Raw genomic sequence first — 26,304 nt, 5'->3', positions numbered from 1 at the left:
ACCCCTCCCTTTATTTTCATATACCATTCTTCAAAAAATGCAATTTACCTTTAAAAAAGTAATTTTTTCATCCAACACGCTTAATAGAATAAACTAGAACATCGATTCCATGAAATGACGTTGTTTTCTCATAGCTGAGCCCGGTTTTTCTAGCAACAAATATTGAGGCGGGATGATTCGGATTAATAAGAGAAATTAATTTATTCATTCGTAATGCTTGGAAACCATAGTCACGAAATGCTGCCGCCGCTTCTTTTGCATACCCTTTTCCCCAATACTGAGGAAGTAACCAATAACCAATTTCAATTTCCTCTTTTCCATCTATCTTCTGCTTTACCAGCCCTGCATGACCAATTCTTGTTCCCGTTTCCTTTTCAATCAATACAAATAAACCGAGACCGTTTTTATAGCTAGGAATCACCCATTCCTCCAGACTTTTTTTACACTGCATATATGTTTTTAACGTCCCATTTCCAATATAACGCATTACCTTCTCGTTCCCCCACAGTGAAGCGTAGAACTGTAAATCATCCATTGTATATTTGCGAATTTGTAAACGTTCTGTATGAAACATGCTGGCACTCCTTTCCACTAATTTTTTCTTCATTTCACGATCACGTTTTGTGTGTATACGAAATGTTACTATTTATTATAAAGTGAAACTTTAATCAGTGGGAAATTTTGTTCATCCCCACTGATTATTAGCCTTCACCAACCAGGCGTTTACGGGCAGTGTATCTCCCGTCTAACTTCTTTGCTTTAGCCGAATTTTTAGGCGGGAGTCTTACTGCCTGGAAAATAGCGGGATAAATGAACCAACAATAAAATACAGAATATTCATTCTTAATAACTAAAAAAAGCAGTAGACAAATATTGTCCACTGCATCCATATCATAACTAGCATAAAGAAAACTACAATTGAGGGGGGTGTAGGATTTTCAAATATACTAGATACTTATCCCGTTCTAACGGGCGGTAAACTTTCCAATTGTTTCAAGTGAAAAGTTTACCGCACATAAGAACTTCCTTCGTTCATTAAGATAGTATTGCTAAATAATCATATACACGCTTAGATTTCTCTCCACCCATTCGTGCATGTTGAAGAAGAGAAATACCATGAGGGCCAGATGCACGCAATGCTTCTGGTTGAGCTACTAAAATAGCTTGTACAACTTCTAATTCACCAAGCATAGCTGCTGCAAAAATATCCATCCGAGCACCCTTTTCTAGTAAATAAAGAGCAATATCTTTACGACCTACATGTGCCGATGCGCCTAACGCACTTTCCCAATCTGATCCACCCCAATTATAAGAGGCGTGAAGTAAGCTTGGCGATTCAGCTAATAGCTCTTGTACTTTCTCTAAATTCCCGTGAGCTGCCATAACAAATTCTCTTACTAATTCAGTGGTAATACGCTCTTCTGTTTGCATCGCTCTTCTCCCCTTCTAGAAATTCGTTTCGGTGTAAAAAACGGTTTGTCATTTCCTTGAAAAATATCTACATCTATGCCAAATACATGTTGAAACATTTCATGGCATAGTACTTCTTCTGGTATACCATCATACTGAATCTTTCCTCGCTTTAATACGAGTAAACGATCGCTATATTGAGCAGCTTGGTTAATGTCATGTAAAACCATTATAATTGTCATTCCAAACTCCTCATTTAATCGTTTCACAAGTTCCATTACTTCCAACTGGTGAACGATATCTAAAAAGGTTGTTGGTTCATCCAATAATAAGACATTTGTACGTTGCGCTAGCGTCATCGCAATCCAAGCACGTTGCCGTTCCCCTCCTGATAAAGAATGTAAAAGACGATATTCATACCCTTCAAGATTTGTAACAGACAATGCCCAATCAACAATTTCTTCATCTTCTTTATTTAAGCGGCTACTCCATGATTTATGTGGACCTCTTCCGAACTCAATTAGTTCTTTCACTGTCAAATCTAATTGATGATCATGCATTTGTGGTAACATCGCTAATTGCTTCGCTACATCAGCACTCTTCATCATATGAATATTTTTCCCATCTAAAATGATGTCCCCTTCGCTTTGTTTCAGTAGCCTTGCTATTAAACGAAGCAAAGTAGATTTTCCCGATCCATTCGGACCAATTAAACTAACGATTTCTCCAGCCTTAATATGTACATTCATATTTTGCATTTGAAATCTTTCAGAGTGTGCATAAAACACTTTGTTAACGGAAATCACGTTGTTTTCCTCCTCTATGAATTAAATATAAGAAGAAAGGACCACCTAAGAAGGACAGTAAAATACCAACAGGCAATTCGATTGGGTCAAACCAACTTCGAGCTATTGCATCTGCAAAAACAAGTAATACCCCGCCGCCAAGGCATGATAAAGGTAGCAAATATCTATAATCATTTCCAACTAATAAACGTAGCATATGTGGTACGACAAGACCGACAAATCCAATAAGACCAGACACACTTACCGCAATTCCAGCTAATAATGTACTTACTACGATTAAATAAAACCGACTTTTTTCCACATTATGTCCTAATAGTTTTGCCATTTCATCTCCAAGCATTAACACTCGAATATGCTTAATACCAAAGAAAGCTAATATAATGGCGAATATTGCATAATAAATAATCATGTTTAAATGTGCCCAACTTACACCACCAATGCCGCCCGCTAGCCACGGTAACACGGATTGTACTTTGTCACTATGTAATAACATTAAAGCTGACGTTGCTGCACCAATTAATGCATTGATTGACACTCCTACTAAGACGATTCTTGAAGGTGGTGCCCCTTTTTGCCATGATAAAGCATAAATAACCATCGCTGTTATGAAAGCTCCTAAAAACGCCCCTAGTGGTAAAAAAGCTAGATGCTGTGGGAATAAAATCATGATGACAATTGCTACAAGGCCTGCTCCAGATGAAACCCCGATAATACCAGGATCTGCAAGAGGGTTTCTCATAACCCCTTGCAGCAGTGTACCAGATGCAGCTAAACATGTTCCTACTATAAACCCAACGAGAACTCTCGGTATGCGAAGATCCCATACAATTCGATGAACTGTCGAACCTTCATCTTGTATACCTGTTAGAATGTCTCGTACAGAAAAAGATAAACTTCCTGCGAAAAGTCCGTAAAAGAGGCCTAGAATTGTTAATACAACTAAAGTAACTGCTATTATCCATCTTTTTTTCGCAAAAGGATGTTCCTTTTCTCTTACTACTTCACTACTTTCCATACGTATCATTTCCTTACATCTTGTATACTTTTATACATAAAGTCCATTGCTTCTGTAACTTTTGTCCCAGGATTAGATCCAAATAAATCAGGTGGCAAAATAACTACGCGGTTTTGTTTTACTGCATCTAAATTTTTCCACGCTTCATTTTTCATCATTTCGCCTTCGAATGCTTTTTTCACACTTTTGGGATCTCCGTGTGTAATTAAATAAATGACATCTGGATTCGCCTCAATAATACGTTCTACACTTAGCTGTGCATATTGCGGATATTCTTTCGTTTCTGGAAAATCAGAAGCAATATTTTTCCCGCCTGTTTTTTCTAAAACATCACCTGATAAAGATGTTGGTAATGCCGCTAAATAAGTACCTGGTGCGCCATACACTAGCAATGCTTTCACATCGCTCTTTTTCTCATATTTCTTCATTTGATCATTGATTTTTTGATTAAGTTCTTTTGCTTTATCTTCTTTCTTCATTACCGTTCCATATAATTCAATATTCTTTTGAATATCTTGTACAGAATTCGCAGAAGAAATGATTACTTTCGTTCCCTGTCCTTCAACCGTTGGCACATTCTTTTGGAATCCATTGTTAGCAACAAGTACATCGGGCTTTAAACTAGCAATTTGCTCAAAGTTCGGTTGATGTGCATTCCCGATTACTTTTGCTTTCTTTAACTCCTCTGGAAGAGTTAATTTCGTATCCGGACGACCTACTACTTTTCCACCTAAAGCATGAATAATATCCATGTCTCCCATACTTAATGTTGCAAAACTTTCTGGTACTTTATCGAATGTTACCTTTCTCCCTGACAGGTCGGTAATTTCGATTTTTTCTTTTCCTTTTTCTATTTTGGTTGCAGACGCTTTTTCGTCCCCTTTGGCACTGCAACCTATTAACAAGAAAAAAATAGATAAAATCGCTGTAAATAGCGTAATAGATTTTTTCATTCCTTCACCTCTAATTGATAATGATAATCATTAACTACCATTCTACTTTAATTGATAAGGATTATCATTGTCAACATGAAACGCATACATTTTTCTACAAAAAACAAAAAGCGCGACAAAAAGATTCTTTCTTTTCGCCGCGCTCTAGTTAACAATATTATTCACATTCATTTTCCTCTAACTGGTCACGCATCACTTTCACACGCTGAAAGAAAAAGAACGATAAACTTAAAAATATAACGATGCTCCCCATCATAACAAAAAATTGGATTGTCTCTTTTGCTCCATCCGGAATCAACAAGCCAACCATTAACAATGTACTTACAGCGAGAAGAATTTGTCCGAACCTAGTATAATCTTCTATTTTCCCTTGTAATTCTTTCATTATATTCTCACTCCTCCATTTCACTTTATCATATTCTATGAAACTGAAAGACCAGTAAATACAGCCATTCTGGGAGATGTTTTCCAACAAAAAAAGAGCCGCTTTACTGCGGCTCTTTTTTAATCATTATTCACCTTTATATGCTTCCATATAAATTTCTTTCAGCTCTGAAATAAGCGGTAACTTTGGATTAGCAGTTGTACATTGATCTTCAAAAGCTCTTTCTGCTAATACTCCAACAACCTCTTCAAATTGCTCTTTATCTACCCCTTGTCCGGCAATACTCATATTAATATTTAAGCTTTTTCCAAGCTCAATAATTGCTTTGACGAGTGATTCCACACCTTCTGCTACTGAGCTTGCTGGAAGCCCGAGCATTCTCGCAATATGTGCATAGCGTTCATCTGCTACAAAGTGCTCATATTTTGGGAACAATGCGTGTTTTCTTGGCTTAATAGCATTATAGCGGACTACATGCGGCATAAGAATTGCATTTGCACGTCCGTGCGGAATATGGAATTCTGGACCAATTTTATGTGCTAAGCTGTGATTAATACCTAGAAAAGCATTTGCAAATGCCATCCCTGCAATTGCAGAAGCGTTATGCATTTTTTCCCGTGCTTCTTCATCATTTCCATCTTTATATGCTCTCGGTAAATATTTGAATACGAGATCAATAGCTTTTAATGCTAATCCATCTGTATAGTCATTTGCCATAACAGACACATACGCCTCAATTGCATGTGTTAAAACATCCATACCAGTATCTGCTGTTACATGTGGTGGTACTGTCATTACAAATTGCGGATCAACAATTGCTACATCTGGTGTTAATTCATAATCTGCGAGCGGATGCTTTATATTATTTTTCTTATCTGTAATAACCGCAAATGGTGTCACTTCTGATCCTGTTCCTGATGTTGTTGGAATCGCAACAAACTGCGCCTTATTTCCTAATTCCGGATATTTACATGTACGTTTTCTTATATCTAAAAACTTCTGTTTAATGCCATAGAATGTCGTTTCTGGATGCTCATAGAATAACCACATTCCTTTTGCTGCATCCATAGCTGAACCACCACCAAGTGCGATAATTACATCTGGCTTAAAGCTTCTCATCATTTCCGCACCTTTAAAGACAGTTTCATCTGATGGATCTGGTTCGACCTCAAAGAAAACTTCAATTTTCACATCATTTGCATGCTTGTTTAAATAGTGCGTGACTGTATCTACATAGCCATGTTCAACCATTCCAGGATCCGTTACAATAAATGCACGTGAAATGTTAGGCATATTTGCTAAATACGCTGTAGCATGTTTTTCAAAATAAATTTTTGGTGGCAATTTGAACCACTGCATATTCTTTTTTCTATTTGCCAGCCTTTTTATATTTAATAAATGAGTCGCTGTTACATTTTGGGAAACTGAATTTTTTCCGTAAGAACCACAACCAAGTGTAAGTGATGGAATAAATCCGTTATATATATCCCCTATTCCACCTTGTGATGAAGGTGCATTTACAATGAGACGGCAAGCTTTCATACGTAATCCAAATTGCTTTTGCACTTCTTTATTTGTAGAATGAATAACTGCTGAATGTCCTAAACCACCGAGGTTCAACATTTCTTCGCAATATGTAAATCCTTTTTCTAATGAATTCGCCTTCACACAGGCTAATACTGGGCTCAGTTTCTCACGAGATAACGGGTATGCTGCTCCGATACCTTGAATTTCAGCTACAAGCATTTTTGTATGTTCAGGAACAGTAATCCCAACTAATTCGGCAATATACTGTGCTGATTTTCCTACAATATCACTATTTACTGCACATGTATTTTCATTTATAACGAGCTTTTCTAATTTTTTTCTTTCTTCTTCTGTTACAAAGTAACAATTGTTTTCGATCATTTCTGTTTTAACATCATCATAGATTTCTTTATCGACAATGATTGCTTGTTCCGATGCACAAATCATACCGTTATCAAATGTTTTCGATAAAATTAAATCATTAACAGCTCGTTTTACATGTGCTGATTTTTCTATATAACACGGTACATTACCAGGACCTACACCTAGCGCTGGTTTTCCAGTAGAGTAAGCTGATTTCACCATACCAGCGCCTCCAGTTGCTAGAACGAGTGCCACACCCTCATGGTTCATTAATTGTTTCGTCGCTTCGACAGACGGTCTTTCAATCCATTGAATACAATGTTTTGGTGCACCAGCTTTCATTGCTGCATCATATACGGTTTTCGCTGCTGCCACCGAACAATTTTGTGCAGAAGGATGAAATGCGAAAATAATTGGATTTCTCGTTTTTATCGCAATCAACGCTTTAAACATTGTTGTCGACGTTGGATTCGTTACTGGTGTTACCCCAGCTACTACACCGACAGGTTCTGCAATTTCTATTATTTCTTCATGAGGATCTTCGTGAATAATTCCTACCGTTTTATTTTGCTTTATACTATGCCAAATATATTCAGTGGCAAAAATATTTTTAATGCATTTGTCTTCATAGACACCACGGCCTGTTTCTTCAACAGCCAATTTTGCAAGTGGCATATGTTGATCAACACCTGCTAATGCCATTTCATGAACAATGTTGTCAATCTGCTCTTGTGTAAAACTTTCTAATGCTTGTAAAGCTTGTTGACCGTTATTTACTAACGTATCAATCATCTCTTTTACCTCTTGCATTTCATTTACAACTTTCTCTTTGACTACCATGTAAATTTCCTCCTATTCTGTTATCACGGTCTTTATAAGTCCCTATAGGTCATAATAAGTCCCGATTAGCGAAAAAAAATAGAGTTACCGTCCTACATGAATTCCATTGTTTGTGAAACATTTCACAAGATTGCTCGTGAATAACATTTCATGAATTCAATATACATGAAATCATTTCATTTGTGTATGTCTAATTTGTGAAATGTTTCACAAATTAACATAATAAAAATGCACTGCTCCACATTAGCAGTGCATTTTTTATTACGCTAGCGCTTGTGCTAAATCTTCAATTAAATCTTCACCATCTTCAATACCGACAGAAATACGAATTAATGTATCTGTAATTCCTAATTCTTTACGGCGATCTGCTGGGATTGATGCATGTGTCATTTGAGATGGGATAGAAATTAAACTTTCTACTGCTCCTAAGCTTTCAGCAAGTGTAAAGTATTGCAGTTTCTCAAGTACTTTATTTAATGTTTCCTCACTATCTACATCAAACGAAATAATAGCACCAAATCCATTTGCTTGTTCTGTTGCTAATTCGTGGTTTTGATGTGATTCAAGACCTGGGTAATATACTTTATTTACTTTTGGATGATTATTTAAGAATTCAGCAATAGCGCGTGAATTCGTTTCATGTTCTTCCATACGAATTCCTAATGTTTTTAAACCGCGAAGTAGTAAGAAGCTATCTTGTGGTCCAAGAATACCTCCTGTTGAGTTTTGTACAAAGTGAAGGTCTTCTGCTAGTTGTGGGCTATTTACCACTACTAGACCTGCAACTACGTCACTATGACCTCCTAAATATTTCGTTGCACTATGAAGTACAATGTCTGCTCCTAAAGAAATCGGCGACTGCCAATATGGCGTCATGAATGTATTATCAATAATTGTTAATAAATCTTTCTCTTTAGCAAGAGTAGATATTTTCTTAATATCAGTAATTTTTAGTAATGGGTTCGTTGGTGTTTCCACATAGATCGCTTTCGTATTTGGACGAATTGCTTCTACAACTTCCTCTAAGTTTGTTGTGTCTACAAATGTATGTTCAATACCGAAGCGGTTTAATACTTTCGTAATGACACGATACGTTCCACCATAAACATCATCTGTTAAAATAACGTGGTCACCTTTTGAGAACAACATAATTGTCGCTGTAATAGCAGCCATTCCAGAACCGAATGCAAATCCAGCATGACCATTTTCTAATACGGCAATCATTTCTTCTAAAGCTGCACGTGTTGGGTTGCCTGTACGTGAATATTCATATCCTTGATGCTTACCAACCGCTTCTTGTTTGTACGTACTTGTTTGATAGATCGGTACATTTACAGATCCAGTTGAAGGTTCTCCTATGCGAATACCATGAATTAACTTTGTCTTTGCTCTCATTTTTTATTCCCATCCTTTGTATATGTCTTTACTTAAATAGCGCTCACTACTATCAGGAAAAATGGTTACAATATTTGTACCTGGTGCTGCCTTCTCTGCTTCAAGTAAGCTCGCATGAAATGCTGCTCCTGAAGAGCTCCCAACGAGAAGTCCTTCTTTTTGCGCTAATTCTTTCACTCGTAAAAATGCATTCCGATCAGAAATCGTATGAATTTCATCAAAATAAGATGTTTTCAAAAATGGCGGGATAAATTCCAGTCCAATTCCTTCGGTCTCATGTGAACCAGCCTTACCACCATTTAAAATAGATCCTTCTGGCTCTACGATAACTGTTTTAATATCTATATTTTTTTCTTTCAAATAAGATGCAGTCCCCATAAACGTACCGCCAGTTCCTGCTCCAGCAACAAATATGTTAATCTCTCCATTCAGTGCATCCCAAAGTTCAGGACCTAGTGTTTTGAAATAAGCACGCGGGTTTGCTTCATTCGCAAACTGACTTGGAGAGTATGAATTCGGTATTTCATTTACTAATTCTTTTGCTTTTGCAATTGCACCGGTCATTCCTTGCTCAGTCGGTGTATGCACGACCGTTGCACCTAGTGCTTTCATTAATTCTTGTTTTTCAATACTAAATTTCTCTGGTACACAAACGATAACACGTAAATCATGTTCTAATGCTGCAAGTGCCAGTCCAATACCAGTATTCCCAGCAGTCGGTTCAATAATTGTTCCACCTTGGGTAACAAGCCCTTTTTCTAGCGCATCTTCGATTAATTCTCTTCCTAAACGATCCTTAACGCTTCCGCCTGGGTTATAAAATTCAAGCTTTGCAAATAAGCGGACCCCTTTCGGAAGTGAAAAACGAGTAATTTCTACAATTGGTGTATGACCAATTAACTCATGAACTCCACGATATACATTCATCGTGTTCTCCCCCTTGTTTGCCAATAAAGAAAAGGCAACTGTATGTATTTTCTTTATATGAGACAGTTGCCTTTTTGTTACATTACTTTAACTCTTCTAACACTTTTACGATAAAGTTTGTAGAATGAAGAGCTGCTTGATCTAAAAACTGATCAAATGAAACATTTGATTCTTTACCAGCAATATCAGAAAGTGCGCGAATGATAACAAACGGAACTTCATATTGGTGGCATACTTGTGCGACAGCTGCTGCTTCCATTTCTACCGCATAAAGATTTTCAAATTTATCACGGATGGCTGCAACGCGGTTCGGATCACTCATAAATGAATCGCCTGTTGCAATCATGCCTTTTACAACTTGAATATTTTCTTCAGTTTGCATACATTTCTCAGCTAATGCAACTAACGCCTCATCAGCTTTAAATCCAGGCGGCATTCCTGGTACTTGACCATATTCATAGTTAAATGCTGTTACATCTACGTCATGGTGACGAACTTCAGTGGAAATAACTACATCACCAACGTTTAGAGAATGATGGAATCCACCAGCTGAACCAGTATTAATTACTTTTTCAGGCTTATATTTTTCTAATAAAATTGTCGTTGACATCGCTGCGTTTACTTTACCAATACCAGACTTTAACAAGATTACTTCATGTCCTGCTAATAGTCCTTTCGTAAATTCACAACCTGCAACCGTTTCTGTCTCTGCTTGTTCTAATTTGTCACGTAAAATACGTACTTCTTCTTCCATTGCTCCAATTACAGCAATTCTCAATCTAATCCCTCTTTCTATTGCTTAGTTGCCTCCATTACCCAAACGAAATGATTTAATCTCGTAAACGTTACATGGAAGCCATTGTTTTCAAAAATAGTCTGCATAACTGGAATACGTGTATAGTATTCCGTTTGCAAATCGTTTGCTAACTGGTGAAAACCTCTTTGTTTTGCTGTTTCAACAGTTTTATCATATGCATCTTGATCTGCAAATATCGTATCAGCAAACACTATTTTACCACCTTTGTTTAGCAATTGACTATACTTCGCAACCGCTACATTTTTTTCATCATCTGTTAAATGATGAAATGCATAGGTGCTTACAATGGTATCAATTGAATTTGGGACTTCAAACGAAAGAAAATCACCTTCTGTAATCGAAAATTCTTTTGGCAATTTCTCTTTTGCAATCATACGCATTTCACGCGACGGTTCTATACCGTAAACTGTGCGGCCAGCAAGTAATAATTTATTTGTTAAATTACCTGTACCGACACCAAATTCTAATACATTACCAAATGACTTGTTAACTACATCCTCTAGAATATCCTCATAATGGGCGAAAACTTCTTTATATTGTATATCTTCGCCTTGTACGAATGAGTCGTACGTATGAGCCCACTCATCAAATAAACCATTAAATTCTGTGCCCATAAAAATTCCCCTTTTTCTTATCGGTTTTATCAGTATGATATTCCCTCTTTCTAAAAATGTCAATTGAAATGTACATGGTATTTCCTTCTTTTCTTTGTTACACTATAGTTGATTACATAGGAGAGGGGCCGTCTTCATGTCATTTACCTTTGAAATGTTAGAAGATAAAGTAGAATTTTTTGAAGCGGGAGACTTAGCTTCTTTAGAACGAAAAATTAGTGAACAAATCGATAATAATAAAGCACTTATGCTTGAAGTTCATCACATCTCACATCAAATGGTTATGGATCCTGAAAGCAAAAGACCGTATTATAGCGCGGTTGTTCATTTTAAATTAAAGAAATTGCGTTAACTAAAAAAGAGAAGCTCCTAAGGAGCTTCTCTTTTTTAGTTTAGAGTTTGAACAAGTACTGGTTTCCAGCCCTCATTGTCTACCCAATCAATATTTACGTAATATCTTTTTCCACTTTGCTTATCTTGAACGTCACCATAAGCTTTACTCTTTCCAGTTTTGTCTCTTCCAACAAAATGGAATACTAATTGCTCCTTCGGTACTTCAATACCTGCAGCAATTGCACTTTGCATCTCATTCCAATCTGATGACCCCTGTTTAAACGTCATCGCTGGTGATGAACCTTGCTCTGTTCCTACAGCTTTCCAAGAAGGTTTTGTATAAGCCTCTTTTGCCTTGGATACAGTTTTTTCAGCTGATACTTTCTCGTTAGCTTTCGCTTCTTCTTCAGCTTTTTTCTTTTCTTCCTCAGCCTTTAACTTCTCTTCTTCAGCTTTTTGCTTAGCTTCTGCTTGCTCTTTTTCTTTTTCTTTTTTCTTAGCAGATTCTTTATCTTCTGATTTTCCAGCTTTCTCATTCTTTGTTGTTTGTTGAGAGACTTTCTTATCAGTAGAAGATGCTTGCTCTTTCGTACTAGGAACGAACAATTGATATGCTACAATAGCTACTAATAGTAATACAATAGCGATTGCAATATTTAAAACACCGTTTTGACGACGTTTTTGTTGTTTCTGTTGGAATCTTGATCCTCCTGCCATTCTCCAAACCTCCATGCAGTTTTTCCTAATTGCTATTGTAACATTAAATCTAGAAAGGTTGAACATTTACAATGATATTTTCATGAAATGAAAACAATTCACTATAAATTGCAAGATTACTTTTCATTCTCCAATTGATAGATTGCTCCTACCATATCTTTAAAAATAGGTGTGACTTTATTCACTTTGTTATCAGTCTCTAGATCAACAACAACTAAAGCATATCTTGGATTCTCATACGGAAAATAACCTGCAAACCAGCGATTCACCCTCGTCCCTTTCCCTGTTTGCGCTGTCCCGGATTTTCCAGCGACACTGAGCGGCAACGAGCGGAATGCCGTTCCTGTTCCTTTCTCCCTTGTTACAACGCCTCTTAATAACTCTTGTAATGTTTTCACTGTTTCATACGAAAGCTGTTTTCCATGTAACGTATGGTTCTCAAATGTAAAAAAATCCGCTCCATTTTTATATACTATTTTTTCAACAGCTTTCACTTCCATTTTTTCTCCATTCCTCGCAATCGTCGCCATCATATTAGCAATTGCTAGAGGTGATATACGTACATCTTTCTGTCCAATCGCTGTTTGCTCTACCGCTTTTTTACTATTTTTGTTTTCTTCATTCCCCCAAATAGTAGTGCCTTTTTCTTCTGGCATTTGCTCGAAATGAGGTGTATGAAATACAGAACCTTTCCATCCGACCTTTTCATTTGCTCCTAAAGCTGCTACGTATGTTTCTAGCACCGTCCTATCCTTTTGTAATAGCTCGTTACCTAACTCGGAAAATGTCCTGTTACAGCTCCTAGCAAAGCTCTCTTTGAAGTTAAGTGTACCCATCATAACTTGTGGGTCGTTTTCACCATATAAATCTTTATTACAATTAAATGTCCGATTAAACAAATTTACTTTTTGATCAATGACTGCAGCTGCAACTACTGTTTTAAAAACAGAGCCTGGAAAATGCGGCGTTAACATTTGATTTTCAAGTGTAGTCTTATATAAATTCTTATCTCTTACTTGTAAAGACGGCTTACTGACCATCGCTAATATTTCATTTGTCTTTACATCAAGTAATACTAATCCCCCCTTCTTTATTTCATTTGCTTCAATCACTTCTTCTGCTTTTTGCTGCAACCCTTTATGTAAAGTAGTTTGAATCCTAACTGGGTAAAATGGATTTCCTGGTGAAGTATATTTCGCTTGCTTTCCGAAAATTGGTTCTCCTTGCCGATCTACTTGATACAATACTTTTGCCTCTCCATCAGTCAATAAAAATTCATCAAAAGATTGCTGTAATCCTGAAATACCTATCGGCGTTTGTTTTGAAATTTTTTTCACTTCTCCATATCGCTTTTGAAATTCTCTTTCGTTCTCCCCTACATCACCAATTAAATGATTTATCTCCCCAGTTTGTTTTAATCGCACTTCAGCTGCTACAATACCTAATACATGTAATTGATTCACCTTCTCCATCTGCTCTCGTGTCACTCGAAATGGAGCAGTTTCCCCTTGCAGTATAAATGCATTTTTTTTATTTTTCATTTGTCTTCTGATCTCTTGTCTCGACACACCAATGATATGCGCGATTTTCTCTAACATGTCATTTTTTATTTGTAAAAATGGAAAAACAATTAAAACAGGATACTTTTCCTCACCTATTTCTTTACCACTACGATCTATAAACTGCCCACGTCCATCGTCTACTGCAATGGATTGCGTACGTTGCGTAACACTTTTTTCAATTAAATTTATTTTGCGATCAGTAAATGATTCTGTATCTATAATTTGGATTTGAATTAAACGACAAAGCAATAAAAACATAATGCCCATAAAACAAATTAAAACAATTGTAATTCTCCGTTTTATTTTCATAAAAAAACACCTCGTCTATTATAGTTTGGACGGAGTGTTTCATCTTTTATACAAATAAAAAAATCACTCGTTTTTACACGAGTGATTTTTTTATTATTTTACAGAGACAATCTCTACTTGCATTTCTCCGCCTGGTGTTTGGATTGTTACTTTCTCACCAATTTGCTTACCTAATAAGCTTTTTGCGATTGGAGAATCGTTAGAAATTCTTCCTTCAAATGGATCAGCTTCCGCACTACCTACGATTGTGTACGCTTCTTCATCTCCATTTGGTAATTCTTTAAATGTTACTGTTTTACCTAATGTAACAACAGTAGATACTTCGCCATTATCTTTAATGATAACTGCGTTACGAATCATATTTTCTAATTGTGTAATACGTCCTTCTACGAACGCTTGCTCATCTTTTGCTGCATCGTACTCAGAGTTCTCAGAAAGGTCTCCGAAGCTACGTGCGATTTTAATACGTTCTACTACTTCTTTACGTCTTACTGTTTTTAATTGCTCAAGTTCGTTCTCTAGTTTTTGCTTACCCTCTTGCGTCATAGGGTATGTTTTTTCTGTTGACATATTTTCCACTCCTTTTATATACCAATCCCCCGAAAAAAAGAGGAGTTCCATATGAAAACTCCTCCGCTTCCATTGTTAGCGGAGGTTTCTAGTACCCTTGCACTAGCGGAGTTGTCACATACAACCCCGTATTTCCAATTCTTCTTTATATAAAGAAGATATGTATGGAAAGTTGATATAAATATGCCCTCACCTATATATAGATGAGGTTGCATGTTTCATTGTATTCGATGGGAAGGGAAAAAATCCCTTCCTACCGTATATCTTTTACTATGCTATTACAAATTTACTTTTTGTTCAAGAATTGTTGCAATTTTTGTCACCATAATATCAATTGCAACATGGTTTTGTCCACCTTCAGGGATAATAATATCCGCAAACTTCTTAGAAGGCTCAATAAATTGATTGTGCATTGGACGTACAACAGTTACGTACTGATCAATAACTGAATCCATCGTACGACCGCGCTCTTTAATATCACGCTGCATGCGGCGCAGAATACGAAGGTCAGCATCTGTATCAACGAATAACTTAATGTCCATCAACTCACAAAGACGTGGGTCTTCTAAAATAAGAATTCCTTCTAAAATAATTACATCTTTCGGCTCAACTGGAATAATTTCTTCTGAACGCGTATGCAATGTATAGTCATATACAGGCTTATCAATTTGCTCATATGCAAGCAACTGCTGCAAATGTTCAATTAACAGATCATTATCAAACGCAAGCGGATGATCATAATTTGTTTTTAAACGCTCTTCCATTGGTAAATGGCTTTGATCTTTGTAATAATAATCTTGCTCCAAGATTAAAATGGAATGACCTTTAAAATGGTCAAAAATCGCTTTCGTTACACTTGTTTTTCCTGATCCTGAACCACCAGCGATTCCAATTACAACAGGCTTATTCGTCCCCATTCGACTACCACTCTTTCTTATTGAAGTATGCTTTTGCGCATCATATTATTCACATACACTGGTTGATCCACTTTGAATTTCACGATTTGCAACGGATGTCTCGCTGCATCTAATTCGTTTCCATCCTCATCCCAAATTTTCTCCACCGTCTGCGTAAAGTTTTCTATTTCTGGTCCAAAGAACTCCACTTCATGTCCTGGTTTGAAATGATTACGTTGCTCAAGCGTTACGATGCCCGTTTCTTCATTATAATCTAACACTAAACCAGCAAAATCATACGTTGTTTTCTTACTATGATTTCCAAACATTTGCTCTTGATGTCCTGGAACCCCTTCAAAGAATGCAGGAGCTGTATCACGATTTGCACATTTATCAAGCTCATCTAACCATTCTTGTTTAAACTCAAAGTTATCCGGATCCGCACAATAAGCATCAATTACTTTACGATATACAGTTGCTACAGTCGCTACATAATGGATTGATTTCATACGTCCTTCTACCTTTAAACTATCGATTCCAATTTCAATCATTTTCGGAATTGATAAAATTAAATTTAAATCTTTTGGACTCATCGCAAAGTGAGCATCTTCTTCTTGGAATAGAGGAAGCTCTTTTGCATCTTTATGTTGTGATACTGTTTGAACTAAATCATAATCCCAGCGGCAAGATTGGCAACAACCGCCACGATTAGAATCACGCGCTGTCATATGGTTACTTAGTGTACATCTTCCTGAATATGCGATACACATTGCACCATGGACGAATGCTTCAATTTCAATATCCACTTTGTCTTTAATTTCTTTCATTTCTTCATAGCTTGCTTCACGAGCTAATACAAGACGATGTAAACCTTCTTCTTTCCAATACTGTGCTGCTTTCCAGTTGGATAGTGATTGCTGTGTGCTTAAATGCACCTCAACAGAAGGCGCTACACGTTTACACGTCTCAATGATAAGCGGATCAGCAACGATAATTCCCGTTACGCCAGCTTTTTCAATCCCTTTTAAATATTCCTCTAGCCCGTCCATATTTTCATTATGTGCGAAAATATTTGTTGTTACATATATTTTCGCTCCATATTTCTTTGCAAATTCAACGCCTTCTGCCATATCTTCCAGCGTAAAGTTACCTGCATTCGAACGAAGACCAAATTCTTGTCCACCTAAATATACAGCATCTGCCCCATAATGGATAGCTACTTTTAATTTTTCTAAGTTACCCGCAGGGATTAACAGTTCAGGTTTCTTCACAATAACGCGCTTGCCATCGATCACTCGTGAAATTTCTTGTACAGTCATTTCCTACACCCTCCTCGTTTAGTAAACCGTTTCTTTAAAGAAGAATCCTGTGTCTAACGGACGATTTACTGGTTGCATTTCTTCTATTTCTTTATATAGAGCATCTTTCACGTCATAATACGCATCACGATCTTCTACGCATAAATCAATCGCTTGACGATATTTCTTCGTTACTTCAATAATGTATTCAGAACTTTTTAGTACACCATCGATTTTTAAGCTGTCAACTTCAGCTTCGATTAGTTCCTCTAATTCATCGATGAAACAAATATCGTTCGGACTCATAATATGAGTACCATTTTCATCTTCATAGATTGGATATTTATTATTACGCTCTGGGTCATATAAGAACATATTTTCTTCATATTTTTTCTTTTCAATGTCAAGATTACGTCCTTGATACTCAAAGTAGTTTCCTACTAATGAACGCTTCGATTGGAACATACAAGTCATACCGTGAATTTGTACTTCTAGTTCCACTTCAGCATTTTCTTTTAAATCAACAATTTCATCTAAGCTCAGCTCACGAGCTAATACAGCACGCTTCGCTCCTCTTTGGCCCCAGTAATTACAAGTGAACCAATTGGTTGCTGTCGTTTCTGTATTCCAGTGCAACTGCATATTTGGCGCTACTTCGCGAACAGCCATTAATACTGCTGGATCTCCGAAAACAATTGCATCTACATTTACTTCATTTAAAAATGAAACGTAATCTGTTAATTCTTCTACTTTATCGTTGTGGAACATAGCGTTCATTGCTACGTATACTTTCACACCATTTTCATGCGCAATCTTCACAGTTTGTTTTACATCTTCACGTGAAAACTCCCCTGCTAAACGTAAACCAAACTTTTGCTCACCGATCATTACCGCATCTGCTCCTGCTTTCGCAAGAAGTTCGATATCCGCCACCGCTCTTGGCGTTACTAACAATTCAGGTTTCTTCATACCTTGGTCACCCTCTCTTTTTACTAACAGCTACTCCATCACCAATTGGGAAAATCGTTGTATCATATCCTTCATGGTTCATAAGCCACTCATTGTACGTCTTAATACGACGGATTAAACCACGTGTACGTCTGTTTTCAATCTTCTCTTTTGTCGTTACAAGACCATGGTACATAACATTATCTGAAATAATTACGCCACCAGGATTTAATAACGGTTCATATAAGTCAAAAAAGCGACGATACTGTCCTTTTGCTGCATCAATAAAAATAACGTCAAATGTCCCGTGTTCTTTTACTTGTTCACCTGTTTCTAACGCATCACCGTAAATAACTGAAATACGATCTGTTACTGGGGAACGTTCTATATATTCAAGTGCTTTTTCATATCGCTCACGATTGCGCTCAACTGTCACAATACGTGAATTTGGAATAGCTTGCATCATACGAATACTAGAATAACCGATTGCTGTTCCAAGTTCTAAAATGCTTTTCGGTCCAATTAAACGTAAAAATTGCAGCATAAATTCCATTCCAAGTCGATCCATAATCGGCACATGATTTTCTGTTGCATATTCTTCCATTTCAAGAATTAATTTATCTTTCGGATCAATAAATGATAATAGGTACTCGTTAACTGCATCCTCCATAAATGGTCCTCCTTATTTACATGGAGAAGTGCCTCTATGACGTCTTTTCCCACATAGAATGCAATAAAAATACAAGCCAGCTTTACCCTTAGCTTGTACGTCCCGTTTTGATATTAAAAACGATTCTTCTGCCAGTTTTTAACCCGATATATTTTACCACAAAAAAGAGGGATGTGCGACTTTTTTCGCTATCCCTCCCCATTTCACTGTTTTTTCGTAATGTATTTTTGCTTTAATGCATTATGCTCTTCTAATGTTTTCGCATAGTACACTTCACCACTTGGTGCAGCTAAGAAATAATAATAATCTGTTTGCGCAGGTTCTAACGCAGCTTCCACTGAATGTTTACCAGAGTTTGCGATCGGCCCTACCGGCAATCCCTTTACAACATACGTATTGTACGGTGAGTTGACCTTTAAGTCTTCGTATAATACACGTTGTTTATGCTTTCCAAGTGCATATAATACCGTTGGATCCGTTTGAAGCGGCATACCTTTTGCTAAACGATTATAAAAGACACTAGCGATCTTTTGACGATCTGTAAAACCAGTTGCCTCTTCTTCAATAAGTGAAGATAATGTTAAAAGCTGATGAACATCCCAGTTCTTCGCTTTCATTTTCGCCTCATTTTGAACAATGATTGCATTTGTTTTCTCAAGCATCGGAATTACAATTTCTTCTAACGTTGTATCTTTCTTATAAAACGAATACGTTGCAGGATATAAATAACCTTCTAATGGGTATTTAATATTACTATCAAAGATTTTATCCGTTAATAACTTCGGATACTTTTGCTGCATTTTTTGAATAAATGCTTTATCGTTTAATTGACGCGTAACATCATCTTTATTCCACTTTAGTTCTGTCGCAATCGTTTCTGCAATTTCAGTTACTTGCGCCCCTTCTTTAATCGTCACTTTATAAAGAGCTGGACGATGCACGTTGCCAGATGACATTTGTTCGATCACATCTTCAGCATTCATTGAAGGGTTTAATAAATATGTACCTGCTTGTAAACTTTTCGATTTAGCCTTTGTATAAAAACTAAAAACTGTACCGTTTTTTACAGCGCCTTTTTCTTCTAAAATTTCTCCAATTTTACTTGTAGATGATCCTTTCGGAATTTCTACTTCAATCTCTTTTTTATTCCCGCTATCAACTGGTCCTAATGCGGATGAAATATACGCATAGACTGAACCACAAACTAAAAGCAGTGCAATAATCGAAAATAAAAAGATGCGTCTACGCTTCTTTTTCACTTGATTCTCTATCAAAACATTTCCTCCTTACTTAATTGTAGACCGTATGTACACCTTTCTATACAGCACGATGTAAAAACGCAACAAATTCACTTATCTTTTTTTAATAGACACTTTATTTTTCTACAATCCGTCTCATTATACTACAAAGACTTACACAGTTTCGACAAAAAATCTTTCATTTTACATATAAATACAAAAAAAGATGGACTGTATGTCGTCCATCTTTTCAGTACCTATTATTCAGCTTCTTGCTCATCAGCAAGAGTGTTGAACATTTCTTGTACCATTTCCCACTCTTCTTCAGATTCGATTGGAAGTAAGCTTCCGCCCTCTTCTTCATTTTGCTCATAAGCCATTGCATCATAAATTGGGTCTCCATCTTCGTCTACTTCACCGATTGGAGAGAAGACTACATATGATTTTTTACCAAATTTTTCAGCATCAAAAGTGAAAATAATTTCACATAAATGTTCGTTACCTTTTTCGTCTACAATTGTAATTTGATTTTCTTCCATTTTGGTCACCTCTTATTTACTATCTAAAAATCCTTGTAAGATTACGACTGCAGCCATCTTATCGATTACTTGTTTTCGCTTCTTACGACTTACATCAGCTGAAATGAGTAGACGTTCCGCTGCCATCGTTGACAAACGCTCGTCCCACATTACAACGTCTAATTGTAACAGCTCTCGTAGGTTTTCTGCAAATTGTTGGCACGCTTCACCACGTGGGCCAATTGTACCATTCATATTTTTAGGTAAACCTACTACTATTTTATCCACATTGTACTGCTTTACTAACTCAGAAATACGATCAAAACCAAAGTGACCTCGTTCTTCGTTAATCTTAATTGTTTCTAATCCTTGTGCTGTCCAGCCCATTTCGTCGCTAATTGCAACTCCGACTGTTTTTGTACCTACATCTAAACCTAATATCCGCATAAACTACTCCTCACGATGATGTTTCAAGTAAGACTTCACAAGCTCTTCAATAATCTCATCACGTTCAAGCTTGCGAACGATGCTACGTGCATCTTTATGGCGAGGTATGTATGCTGGGTCTCCACTTAATAAATAACCGACGATTTGGTTAATCGGATTATAGCCTTTTTCTTGAAGTGCATCATACACAGTTAAAAGTACATCATTTACATGGACACTCTGTTTTTCATCTTGAATGCTAAACTTCATTGTTTTATCAAAACCGTCCATTTCAAGCACCTCACTTATATAGTAAGTATAGGGAGAAGAACTTCTCCTCTCCCTACCATTGTACACTACTATCTCTTTATTTTGAAACAGATTTAACGTACTCTTGTACAAATGCTAAAGCTTCTTCGACTTGAGCTGGGTTTTTACCGCCTGCTTGTGCCATATCAGGACGGCCACCACCGCCACCGCCGCAACGAGAAGCTACTTCTTTCACAAGTTTACCAGCATGGTAACCTTGGCCAATTAAGTCTTTCGTTACACCTGCTAGGATGTTTACTTTATCGTCATTAACAGACGCTAATACAACAACTGCTGACTCTAATTTATTTTTTAGATCATCCATCATCGTACGTAAGTTATTCATATCTGCAACATTTACTTTCGCTGCTAATACATTTACGCCATCAACTGTCATTACAGAATCAGTTAAGTTTCCAGCTTCGATATTGCTTAATTTCGCAGCAAGAGATTCGTTTTCTTTTTGAAGTTGTTTTACTTCAGCAAATAGACCATCAACTCTTGTTAAGATATCTTTCGGATTTGTTTTCATTTTTCCTGCTGCTTCTTTTAATAAACCTACTTGATCGTTCATTAATTCGTATGCAGACTTACCAGTTACTGCTTCAATACGACGAGTTCCTGCACCGATACCAGACTCAGCAACGATTTTGAAAATACCGATAGAAGCTGTATTATCAACGTGACAACCACCACAAAGCTCTAAGCTGTAATCGCCAACTTGTACAACGCGTACAACATCACCGTATTTTTCACCGAATAATGCCATTGCGCCCATTTCTTTCGCTTCTTCGATTGCTTTTTGAGAAATCTCAACATCAATACTTTCCCAAATTTTCTCGTTTACCATACGCTCAATTTTTTCTAATTCGTCAGCTTGTACTTGACCGAAGTGAGAGAAGTCAAAGCGTAAACGTTCAGAAGTTACAAGAGAACCTGCTTGGTTAACGTGTGTTCCAAGTACATCTTTTAATGCTTGGTGTAGTAAGTGAGTTGCTGTATGATTTTTCACAACGCTACTACGGTTTTTCGTATCGATAATAGCTTTCACAGCCGCATCTTTCGTTAATGTACCTTCTTCAACAACAACTTTGTGTAAGTTTTGACCATTTGGTGCTTTTTGCACGTCTTTTACAAGAACTTTCACGCCATCAGCAAGAAGGTAACCACGGTCTGCAATTTGTCCACCGCTCTCAGCATAGAATGGTGTTACATCAAGCATTAATTGTCCTTCTTCACCAGCTTGTAAGCTGTCTGTGTATTCGCCGTTTTTCACAAGTGCAACAACGTTACTTTCTGTTGCAACTGTACCGTAACCAACGAACTCACTCGCTACTTTAACTTCTCCAAGTACACCGCCTTGAACTTGCATTGAGTCAACGTCTTGACGAGCAGCACGTGCACGCTCACGTTGTTTTTCCATTTCATTTTCAAAACCTTCATGATCAACTGTCATGCCAGCTTCTTCTGCATATTCTTCTGTTAATTCAATTGGGAAACCGTATGTGTCATATAGACGGAACGCATCTACTCCAGAAATAACAGTTGTTTTTTCTTCTTTTGCTTTTGTAATAACTTCAGCTAAAATTGCTTCACCATCATGAAGTGTTTCATGGAAACGCTCTTCTTCGTTTTTCACAACTTTCGCAATGAAATCTTTCTTTTCAAGTACTTCTGGATAGAAGTCTTTCATTACTTCTCCAACAACCGGTACTAATTCAAACATGAATGGACGGTTAATGTTTAATTTCTTCGAATAACGAACAGCGCGGCGTAATAAACGACGTAATACATAACCACGGCCTTCGTTAGAAGGAAGAGCACCGTCACCAACAGCAAATGTTACTGTACGGATATGGTCAGCAATTACTTTAAACGCCATATCTTTTTCTAAATCGCCATTACGATATTTCTCACCAGAAATTGATTCTGTTGCACCAATCATCGGCATGAATAGATCTGTATCAAAGTTCGTAGGCACATCTTGAACGATAGATGTCATACGTTCTAGACCCATCCCTGTATCAATGTTTTTCTTAGGAAGTGGTGTATATGAACCATCTGGATTATGATTAAATTGAGAGAATACAAGGTTCCATACTTCTAAGTAACGCTCGTTTTCTCCGCCTGGATATAATTCTGGGTCACTAAAGTCATTACCGTAAGCTTCTCCGCGGTCATAGAAAATCTCTGTATTCGGTCCACTTGGTCCTTCACCGATATCCCAGAAATTTTCTTCTAAGCGGATAATACGCTCTTTTGGAACGCCCATTTTCTCATTCCAAATTGTGAATGCTTCTTCATCTTCTGGATGGATTGTAACTGATAGTAATTCTTTATCGAATCCGATCCATTTGTCGCTCGTTAAGAATTCCCAAGCCCATGTAATTGCTTCTTCTTTGAAGTAATCACCGATTGAGAAGTTTCCTAACATTTCAAAGAATGTATGGTGACGAGCTGTTTTCCCTACGTTTTCAATATCGTTTGTACGAATTGATTTTTGAGCATTTGTAATACGTGGATTTTGTGGGATTACACGTCCATCAAAATATTTTTTTAATGTTGCTACACCACTATTAATCCATAGAAGAGATGGATCTTCATGTGGAACTAGTGATGCACTAGGTTCTACTGCATGTCCTTTTTCTTGGAAAAAGTCTAAAAACATTTGACGAATTTGTGCGCCTGTTAGTTGTTTCATTGTATTTTCCTCCTTAAATATAAAAAACTCCCGTCCCTATAAAAGGGACGAGAGTTAACTCGCGATACCACCCTAATTATGAATTGATTACAATAACAATCAATTCATCACCTCATGGTGCCGTAACGTGGCAAGACGGCAGTGATTAGCTGCTCTCAGGATTAGCTTTCTGTTACCCTTCATTTAAAGCTTCTTTCAGCCATATGGAAGCTTCTCTCTATAAATGGACTGTAACGTACTTGTTCCGTCATTGATTTAATGTATTATATGACTAAATATAATAGAATTCTCTTAAGTTTGTCAATGTAGATAATCATTTATATTGTATTAATCGCTTATTAATCATAGGTATTCTACTATTCATTCTTAACAGCCTTTTCATATATTATGCGTTTATTAATAAATTGGAATCTCCTTACAATAATAATTTATAAAAATTTCTAAATATTACTTTTTTTGCTATAATTAAATTATTGTTAATAAAATAAAGGAGCGATCACAATGACAACCTTACTTAACAAAGCTAAAAACATATTAGCAACTGACGAAACGATATTATTTTACGCAGCATGTTCATTAGACATATTTATTTATCGTTCCGTCGCAAGGCCAGGATTGCTAATTTTAACGAACAAAAGGCTATTCTTTTACGGGCCAGATGTAAGTAAGAATCCAATATTTGAAGAGTACTCTTTTGCAAAAATTTCTAATCTAAAAGAACAAAAGCGTCTTTTCAACAATCAAATTGTATTTATGTATGATAATGAATGGAAAAAAATAAAACATATTCAAACAAATGATGTGAGCTCCCTCGTTCAAAAGATACACGAGCAGCTTTCTAAATAAATATATGATTAGCCCTCTATTTCTTACATAGAGGGCTTCTATACTTACACATTTTCTTTTTTCAAGAGAGGTCTCACATGAACAATGACAGTACGAATAACTGCTAAAATCGGAACCGATATTAGTAATCCTACAATACCAGCTACTTCCCCCCCAACTAGTAATGCAAGCATAATAATAACAGGATGCATACGAAGTGACTTACCAACAATGTAAGGCGATAAAATGTTACTTTCCACAAATTGCAAAATAGCAATCGTAATCCCCGCCTTAATAAGTAAACTCGTTGATACTGTTGCTGCAATCATTAACGTCGGGATCGCTCCTAAAATAGGACCAAAGTACGGGATTATATCCGTTACCCCAATAATAATGCCAAGCAATAATGGATATTTCATACCGATAAACCAAAAAGAAAGAGCTGATACTCCCCCTAATACTAAACAAACAAATAACTGTCCTCGAATATAACTTCCAAGTGACTTATCAATTTCTTTCGCAAGCATTTGCCCCGTACCTCGCCATTTACTTGGGACTAGTTTCCAAAAGATATGATAAAACTCACCATAATCTTTTAATATGTAAAATACAATGAACGGTATTAAGAAAATAATGAGCAATGAATCGAGTACACCACGAGCTGTACTCATCACTTTATTTAAAAGCGCTTGAATCTTCGTTTCCACACCCACAAAAAGTTGTTTCACCTTTTCATGAATGAACGAAGGGAAATTCGCTGTTTGTTCTGTAACGCCATCCATCCACGAATCGTACATCTTTGTAAACTGCGGAAATTGTTCATTAATCTCTTGTAACTGTTTAATAACGACTGGTGTTCCTTTATAAATCCCATAACCAATTCCGCCAAAGAAAAGGATATAAATGAGCAAAATGGCCAGTGTACGGGGCATCCCTTCCTTATGAATTTTTTCAATTAAAGGGTGCAATAAATACGCAATAAAACAGGCGATAAGAAACGGCGTAATCGCTACTTTAAATACAAAAATAATCGGTGCCCATAGTGGCTTAATTTTTAAAAAGACGAGCAAACAAAGAAAAACAAGTAACAATAATCCTAAACGATATATCCAAATGATTTTAAGATTCTTCACATGAAAAACCTCCTCCACCTTTATTTTGAAAATAAATGGGTTAGGTTATGTGTGAAACTTTTAAAATCTTTTCATACGGACCATACTGTTTTTTAAAGACGTACATATAAATAACATAACAAGGACAACCACCCCTGAGAATACAGCATGAAATAATGTAATCAGGAGGGCTAATTATGGTTTTGTTTATGCTTGGATTATCAGCACTTTTTATGATTCTTGAATGGATTTGTATCGGCTTTGGTATTTGGAAGGGGTTCTTTATTCGTTCCTCACGTAAAGAAAAAGCGAAGCAATTATGGCAGTATGGAATACTTGGCGTCGGCTGTTACGGTCTATCTTATCTTTTCTCAGAAATTGGACTTTTTTATTTGCATATGAGTGCATAAAAAAACTCCCTTGTCTATAAGGGAGTTTTTCACTTTATCGAAATGATTATAAGTAAGACTTAATCATCTTACGTGCTTTTTTCATATTGCGTTTTGAAAATACATCTTGCTTACGAGCATATTGATATGCTGCAGCTCCAACACCTAATGCGATTAATGAATTGCGTAGATTCAAAGTAAATCCCCCTTTTCGTTATCCGATCGTTCTTTCATTCTCATCAAATAAATCATCAAGAGAGCTTAATGAACCATCTTCCTCAACTTGATGCGTATGGATTTTCCCCTTTGAAACCGATAATTCGATATAACAATTCCAGCAATAAAATTGGTTGACACCTATTTTCCCAATGTCTTTCCCTTTGCAATTTGGACAAATGAACATATGGCTTTCATCTCCTTACAGTCTCCCA

29 protein-coding genes and 1 other annotated feature are annotated in these 26,304 nt (G+C 36.6%); of the genes, 3 read left to right on the top strand and 26 right to left on the bottom strand.

Going from position 1 to position 26,304, the window contains the following annotated elements:
- Positions 1–67: 67 nt before the first annotated feature.
- The 11 genes from IBT51_RS03700 to IBT51_RS03650 all read right to left on the bottom strand — a co-directional run bounded on the left by IBT51_RS03700 (position 68) and on the right by IBT51_RS03650 (position 11,052).
- Positions 68–607 (bottom strand): GNAT family N-acetyltransferase, encoded by a 540-nt coding sequence (locus IBT51_RS03700; protein ID WP_002024815.1) that lies wholly within the window; start codon positions 605–607, stop codon positions 68–70.
- Between the two features lie 428 nt (positions 608–1,035).
- On the bottom strand, positions 1,036–1,431 hold the full coding sequence (locus tag IBT51_RS03695; protein ID WP_053565472.1) for an ankyrin repeat domain-containing protein: 396 nt from the start codon (positions 1,429–1,431) through the stop codon (positions 1,036–1,038).
- Positions 1,398–2,216 (bottom strand): ABC transporter ATP-binding protein, encoded by an 819-nt coding sequence (locus IBT51_RS03690; RefSeq protein ID WP_000626528.1) that lies wholly within the window; start codon positions 2,214–2,216, stop codon positions 1,398–1,400. Before IBT51_RS03690 ends, IBT51_RS03695 begins: the two co-directional genes overlap by 34 nt.
- Positions 2,203–3,231, bottom strand: a complete 1,029-nt coding sequence (locus IBT51_RS03685) for a FecCD family ABC transporter permease (protein ID WP_002082127.1) — start codon at positions 3,229–3,231, stop codon at positions 2,203–2,205. Before IBT51_RS03685 ends, IBT51_RS03690 begins: the two co-directional genes overlap by 14 nt.
- Positions 3,232–3,236: 5 nt before the next feature.
- On the bottom strand, positions 3,237–4,184 hold the full coding sequence (locus IBT51_RS03680) for an ABC transporter substrate-binding protein (RefSeq protein ID WP_048558750.1): 948 nt from the start codon (positions 4,182–4,184) through the stop codon (positions 3,237–3,239).
- 157 nt (positions 4,185–4,341) lie between these two features.
- Positions 4,342–4,569: a YrhC family protein gene (locus IBT51_RS03675; protein WP_000661454.1), complete on the bottom strand. Its 228-nt coding sequence runs from the start codon at positions 4,567–4,569 to the stop codon at positions 4,342–4,344.
- A 126-nt stretch (positions 4,570–4,695) separates the two neighbouring features.
- Entirely contained in the window at positions 4,696–7,299 is a 2,604-nt protein-coding gene (gene adhE / locus IBT51_RS03670) for a bifunctional acetaldehyde-CoA/alcohol dehydrogenase (RefSeq protein WP_200458078.1), read from the bottom strand.
- 261 nt (positions 7,300–7,560) lie between these two features.
- A complete protein-coding gene (locus IBT51_RS03665) occupies positions 7,561–8,694 on the bottom strand; it encodes a bifunctional cystathionine gamma-lyase/homocysteine desulfhydrase (RefSeq protein ID WP_001201921.1) in 1,134 nt (377 codons plus the stop codon).
- Between the two features lie 3 nt (positions 8,695–8,697).
- The gene (locus IBT51_RS03660) at positions 8,698–9,621 is read right to left on the bottom strand and encodes an O-acetylserine dependent cystathionine beta-synthase (protein WP_001103877.1); all 924 of its coding nucleotides are present in this window, start codon (positions 9,619–9,621) and stop codon (positions 8,698–8,700) included.
- An 82-nt stretch (positions 9,622–9,703) separates the two neighbouring features.
- The gene (mtnN, locus tag IBT51_RS03655; RefSeq protein ID WP_001217027.1) at positions 9,704–10,399 is read right to left on the bottom strand and encodes a 5'-methylthioadenosine/S-adenosylhomocysteine nucleosidase; all 696 of its coding nucleotides are present in this window, start codon (positions 10,397–10,399) and stop codon (positions 9,704–9,706) included.
- Between the two features lie 14 nt (positions 10,400–10,413).
- Positions 10,414–11,052, bottom strand: a complete 639-nt coding sequence (locus tag IBT51_RS03650; protein WP_000536323.1) for a class I SAM-dependent DNA methyltransferase — start codon at positions 11,050–11,052, stop codon at positions 10,414–10,416.
- A gap of 136 nt (positions 11,053–11,188) precedes the next feature.
- On the opposite strand from IBT51_RS03650, the gene IBT51_RS03645 reads away from it, so the two are divergent.
- Positions 11,189–11,404: a YrzA family protein gene (locus IBT51_RS03645; RefSeq protein WP_000010984.1), complete on the top strand. Its 216-nt coding sequence runs from the start codon at positions 11,189–11,191 to the stop codon at positions 11,402–11,404.
- Between the two features lie 35 nt (positions 11,405–11,439).
- Here IBT51_RS03645 and IBT51_RS03640 read toward each other — a convergent pair whose 3' ends face one another.
- The 12 genes from IBT51_RS03640 to alaS form a co-directional block, all read right to left on the bottom strand.
- Entirely contained in the window at positions 11,440–12,102 is a 663-nt protein-coding gene (locus tag IBT51_RS03640; protein ID WP_000897094.1) for a YrrS family protein, read from the bottom strand.
- Positions 12,103–12,218: 116 nt separating this feature from the next.
- On the bottom strand, positions 12,219–13,973 hold the full coding sequence (locus IBT51_RS03635) for a peptidoglycan D,D-transpeptidase FtsI family protein (RefSeq protein WP_000695142.1): 1,755 nt from the start codon (positions 13,971–13,973) through the stop codon (positions 12,219–12,221).
- Positions 13,974–14,066: 93 nt separating this feature from the next.
- Entirely contained in the window at positions 14,067–14,543 is a 477-nt protein-coding gene (greA, locus tag IBT51_RS03630) for a transcription elongation factor GreA (RefSeq protein ID WP_014894880.1), read from the bottom strand.
- Positions 14,544–14,821: 278 nt separating this feature from the next.
- A complete protein-coding gene (udk, locus tag IBT51_RS03625) occupies positions 14,822–15,460 on the bottom strand; it encodes a uridine kinase (RefSeq protein WP_000537080.1) in 639 nt (212 codons plus the stop codon).
- A 17-nt stretch (positions 15,461–15,477) separates the two neighbouring features.
- Positions 15,478–16,758 carry a peptidase U32 family protein gene (locus tag IBT51_RS03620; RefSeq protein WP_000217961.1) on the bottom strand — a complete coding sequence of 427 codons (1,281 nt, stop codon included), beginning with the start codon at positions 16,756–16,758 and terminating at the stop codon, positions 15,478–15,480.
- Between the two features lie 18 nt (positions 16,759–16,776).
- Complete coding sequence (locus IBT51_RS03615; RefSeq protein ID WP_000742793.1) at positions 16,777–17,706, bottom strand: peptidase U32 family protein; 930 nt, start codon at positions 17,704–17,706, stop codon at positions 16,777–16,779.
- Positions 17,707–17,713: 7 nt separating this feature from the next.
- The gene (locus IBT51_RS03610; RefSeq protein ID WP_000389102.1) at positions 17,714–18,355 is read right to left on the bottom strand and encodes an O-methyltransferase; all 642 of its coding nucleotides are present in this window, start codon (positions 18,353–18,355) and stop codon (positions 17,714–17,716) included.
- Positions 18,356–18,558: 203 nt separating this feature from the next.
- Positions 18,559–19,629 carry an endolytic transglycosylase MltG gene (mltG, locus tag IBT51_RS03605; protein WP_000572135.1) on the bottom strand — a complete coding sequence of 357 codons (1,071 nt, stop codon included), beginning with the start codon at positions 19,627–19,629 and terminating at the stop codon, positions 18,559–18,561.
- A 224-nt stretch (positions 19,630–19,853) separates the two neighbouring features.
- Positions 19,854–20,132, bottom strand: coding sequence for a DUF1292 domain-containing protein (locus tag IBT51_RS03600; RefSeq protein WP_000392245.1), 279 nt, complete (start codon positions 20,130–20,132; stop codon positions 19,854–19,856).
- Positions 20,133–20,144: 12 nt separating this feature from the next.
- Positions 20,145–20,558: a Holliday junction resolvase RuvX gene (gene ruvX, locus IBT51_RS03595; RefSeq protein ID WP_001221193.1), complete on the bottom strand. Its 414-nt coding sequence runs from the start codon at positions 20,556–20,558 to the stop codon at positions 20,145–20,147.
- A gap of 3 nt (positions 20,559–20,561) precedes the next feature.
- Complete coding sequence (locus IBT51_RS03590) at positions 20,562–20,828, bottom strand: IreB family regulatory phosphoprotein (protein ID WP_000348591.1); 267 nt, start codon at positions 20,826–20,828, stop codon at positions 20,562–20,564.
- 76 nt (positions 20,829–20,904) lie between these two features.
- Entirely contained in the window at positions 20,905–23,547 is a 2,643-nt protein-coding gene (alaS, locus tag IBT51_RS03585) for an alanine--tRNA ligase (protein ID WP_071729607.1), read from the bottom strand.
- A gap of 40 nt (positions 23,548–23,587) precedes the next feature.
- Positions 23,588–23,807: a binding site (T-box leader), on the bottom strand.
- Positions 23,808–24,048: 241 nt separating this feature from the next.
- Here alaS and IBT51_RS03580 point away from each other — a divergent pair.
- Positions 24,049–24,393, top strand: coding sequence for a PH domain-containing protein (locus IBT51_RS03580; RefSeq protein ID WP_000209466.1), 345 nt, complete (start codon positions 24,049–24,051; stop codon positions 24,391–24,393).
- 44 nt (positions 24,394–24,437) lie between these two features.
- Here IBT51_RS03580 and IBT51_RS03575 read toward each other — a convergent pair whose 3' ends face one another.
- Positions 24,438–25,505 (bottom strand): AI-2E family transporter, encoded by a 1,068-nt coding sequence (locus IBT51_RS03575; protein WP_000793129.1) that lies wholly within the window; start codon positions 25,503–25,505, stop codon positions 24,438–24,440.
- 176 nt (positions 25,506–25,681) lie between these two features.
- Between IBT51_RS03575 and IBT51_RS03570 the strand changes: the two genes are divergently transcribed.
- Positions 25,682–25,894, top strand: coding sequence for a hypothetical protein (locus IBT51_RS03570; protein ID WP_000242539.1), 213 nt, complete (start codon positions 25,682–25,684; stop codon positions 25,892–25,894).
- Positions 25,895–25,940: 46 nt separating this feature from the next.
- Here the strand turns inward: IBT51_RS03570 and IBT51_RS03565 are convergent, their stop codons facing one another.
- Both IBT51_RS03565 and IBT51_RS03560 read right to left on the bottom strand, forming a co-directional pair.
- Positions 25,941–26,069: a YrzQ family protein gene (locus tag IBT51_RS03565; RefSeq protein ID WP_001053553.1), complete on the bottom strand. Its 129-nt coding sequence runs from the start codon at positions 26,067–26,069 to the stop codon at positions 25,941–25,943.
- 18 nt (positions 26,070–26,087) lie between these two features.
- A complete protein-coding gene (locus tag IBT51_RS03560) occupies positions 26,088–26,276 on the bottom strand; it encodes a hypothetical protein (RefSeq protein WP_000469281.1) in 189 nt (62 codons plus the stop codon).
- Between the last annotated feature and the right edge of the window lie 28 nt (positions 26,277–26,304).

The sequence above is a fragment of the Bacillus sp. S71 genome (genome assembly GCF_016625265.1).
GTDB lineage: Bacteria > Bacillota > Bacilli > Bacillales > Bacillaceae_G > Bacillus_A > Bacillus_A cereus.
This window is presented reverse-complemented; position numbering and strand designations above follow the sequence as displayed.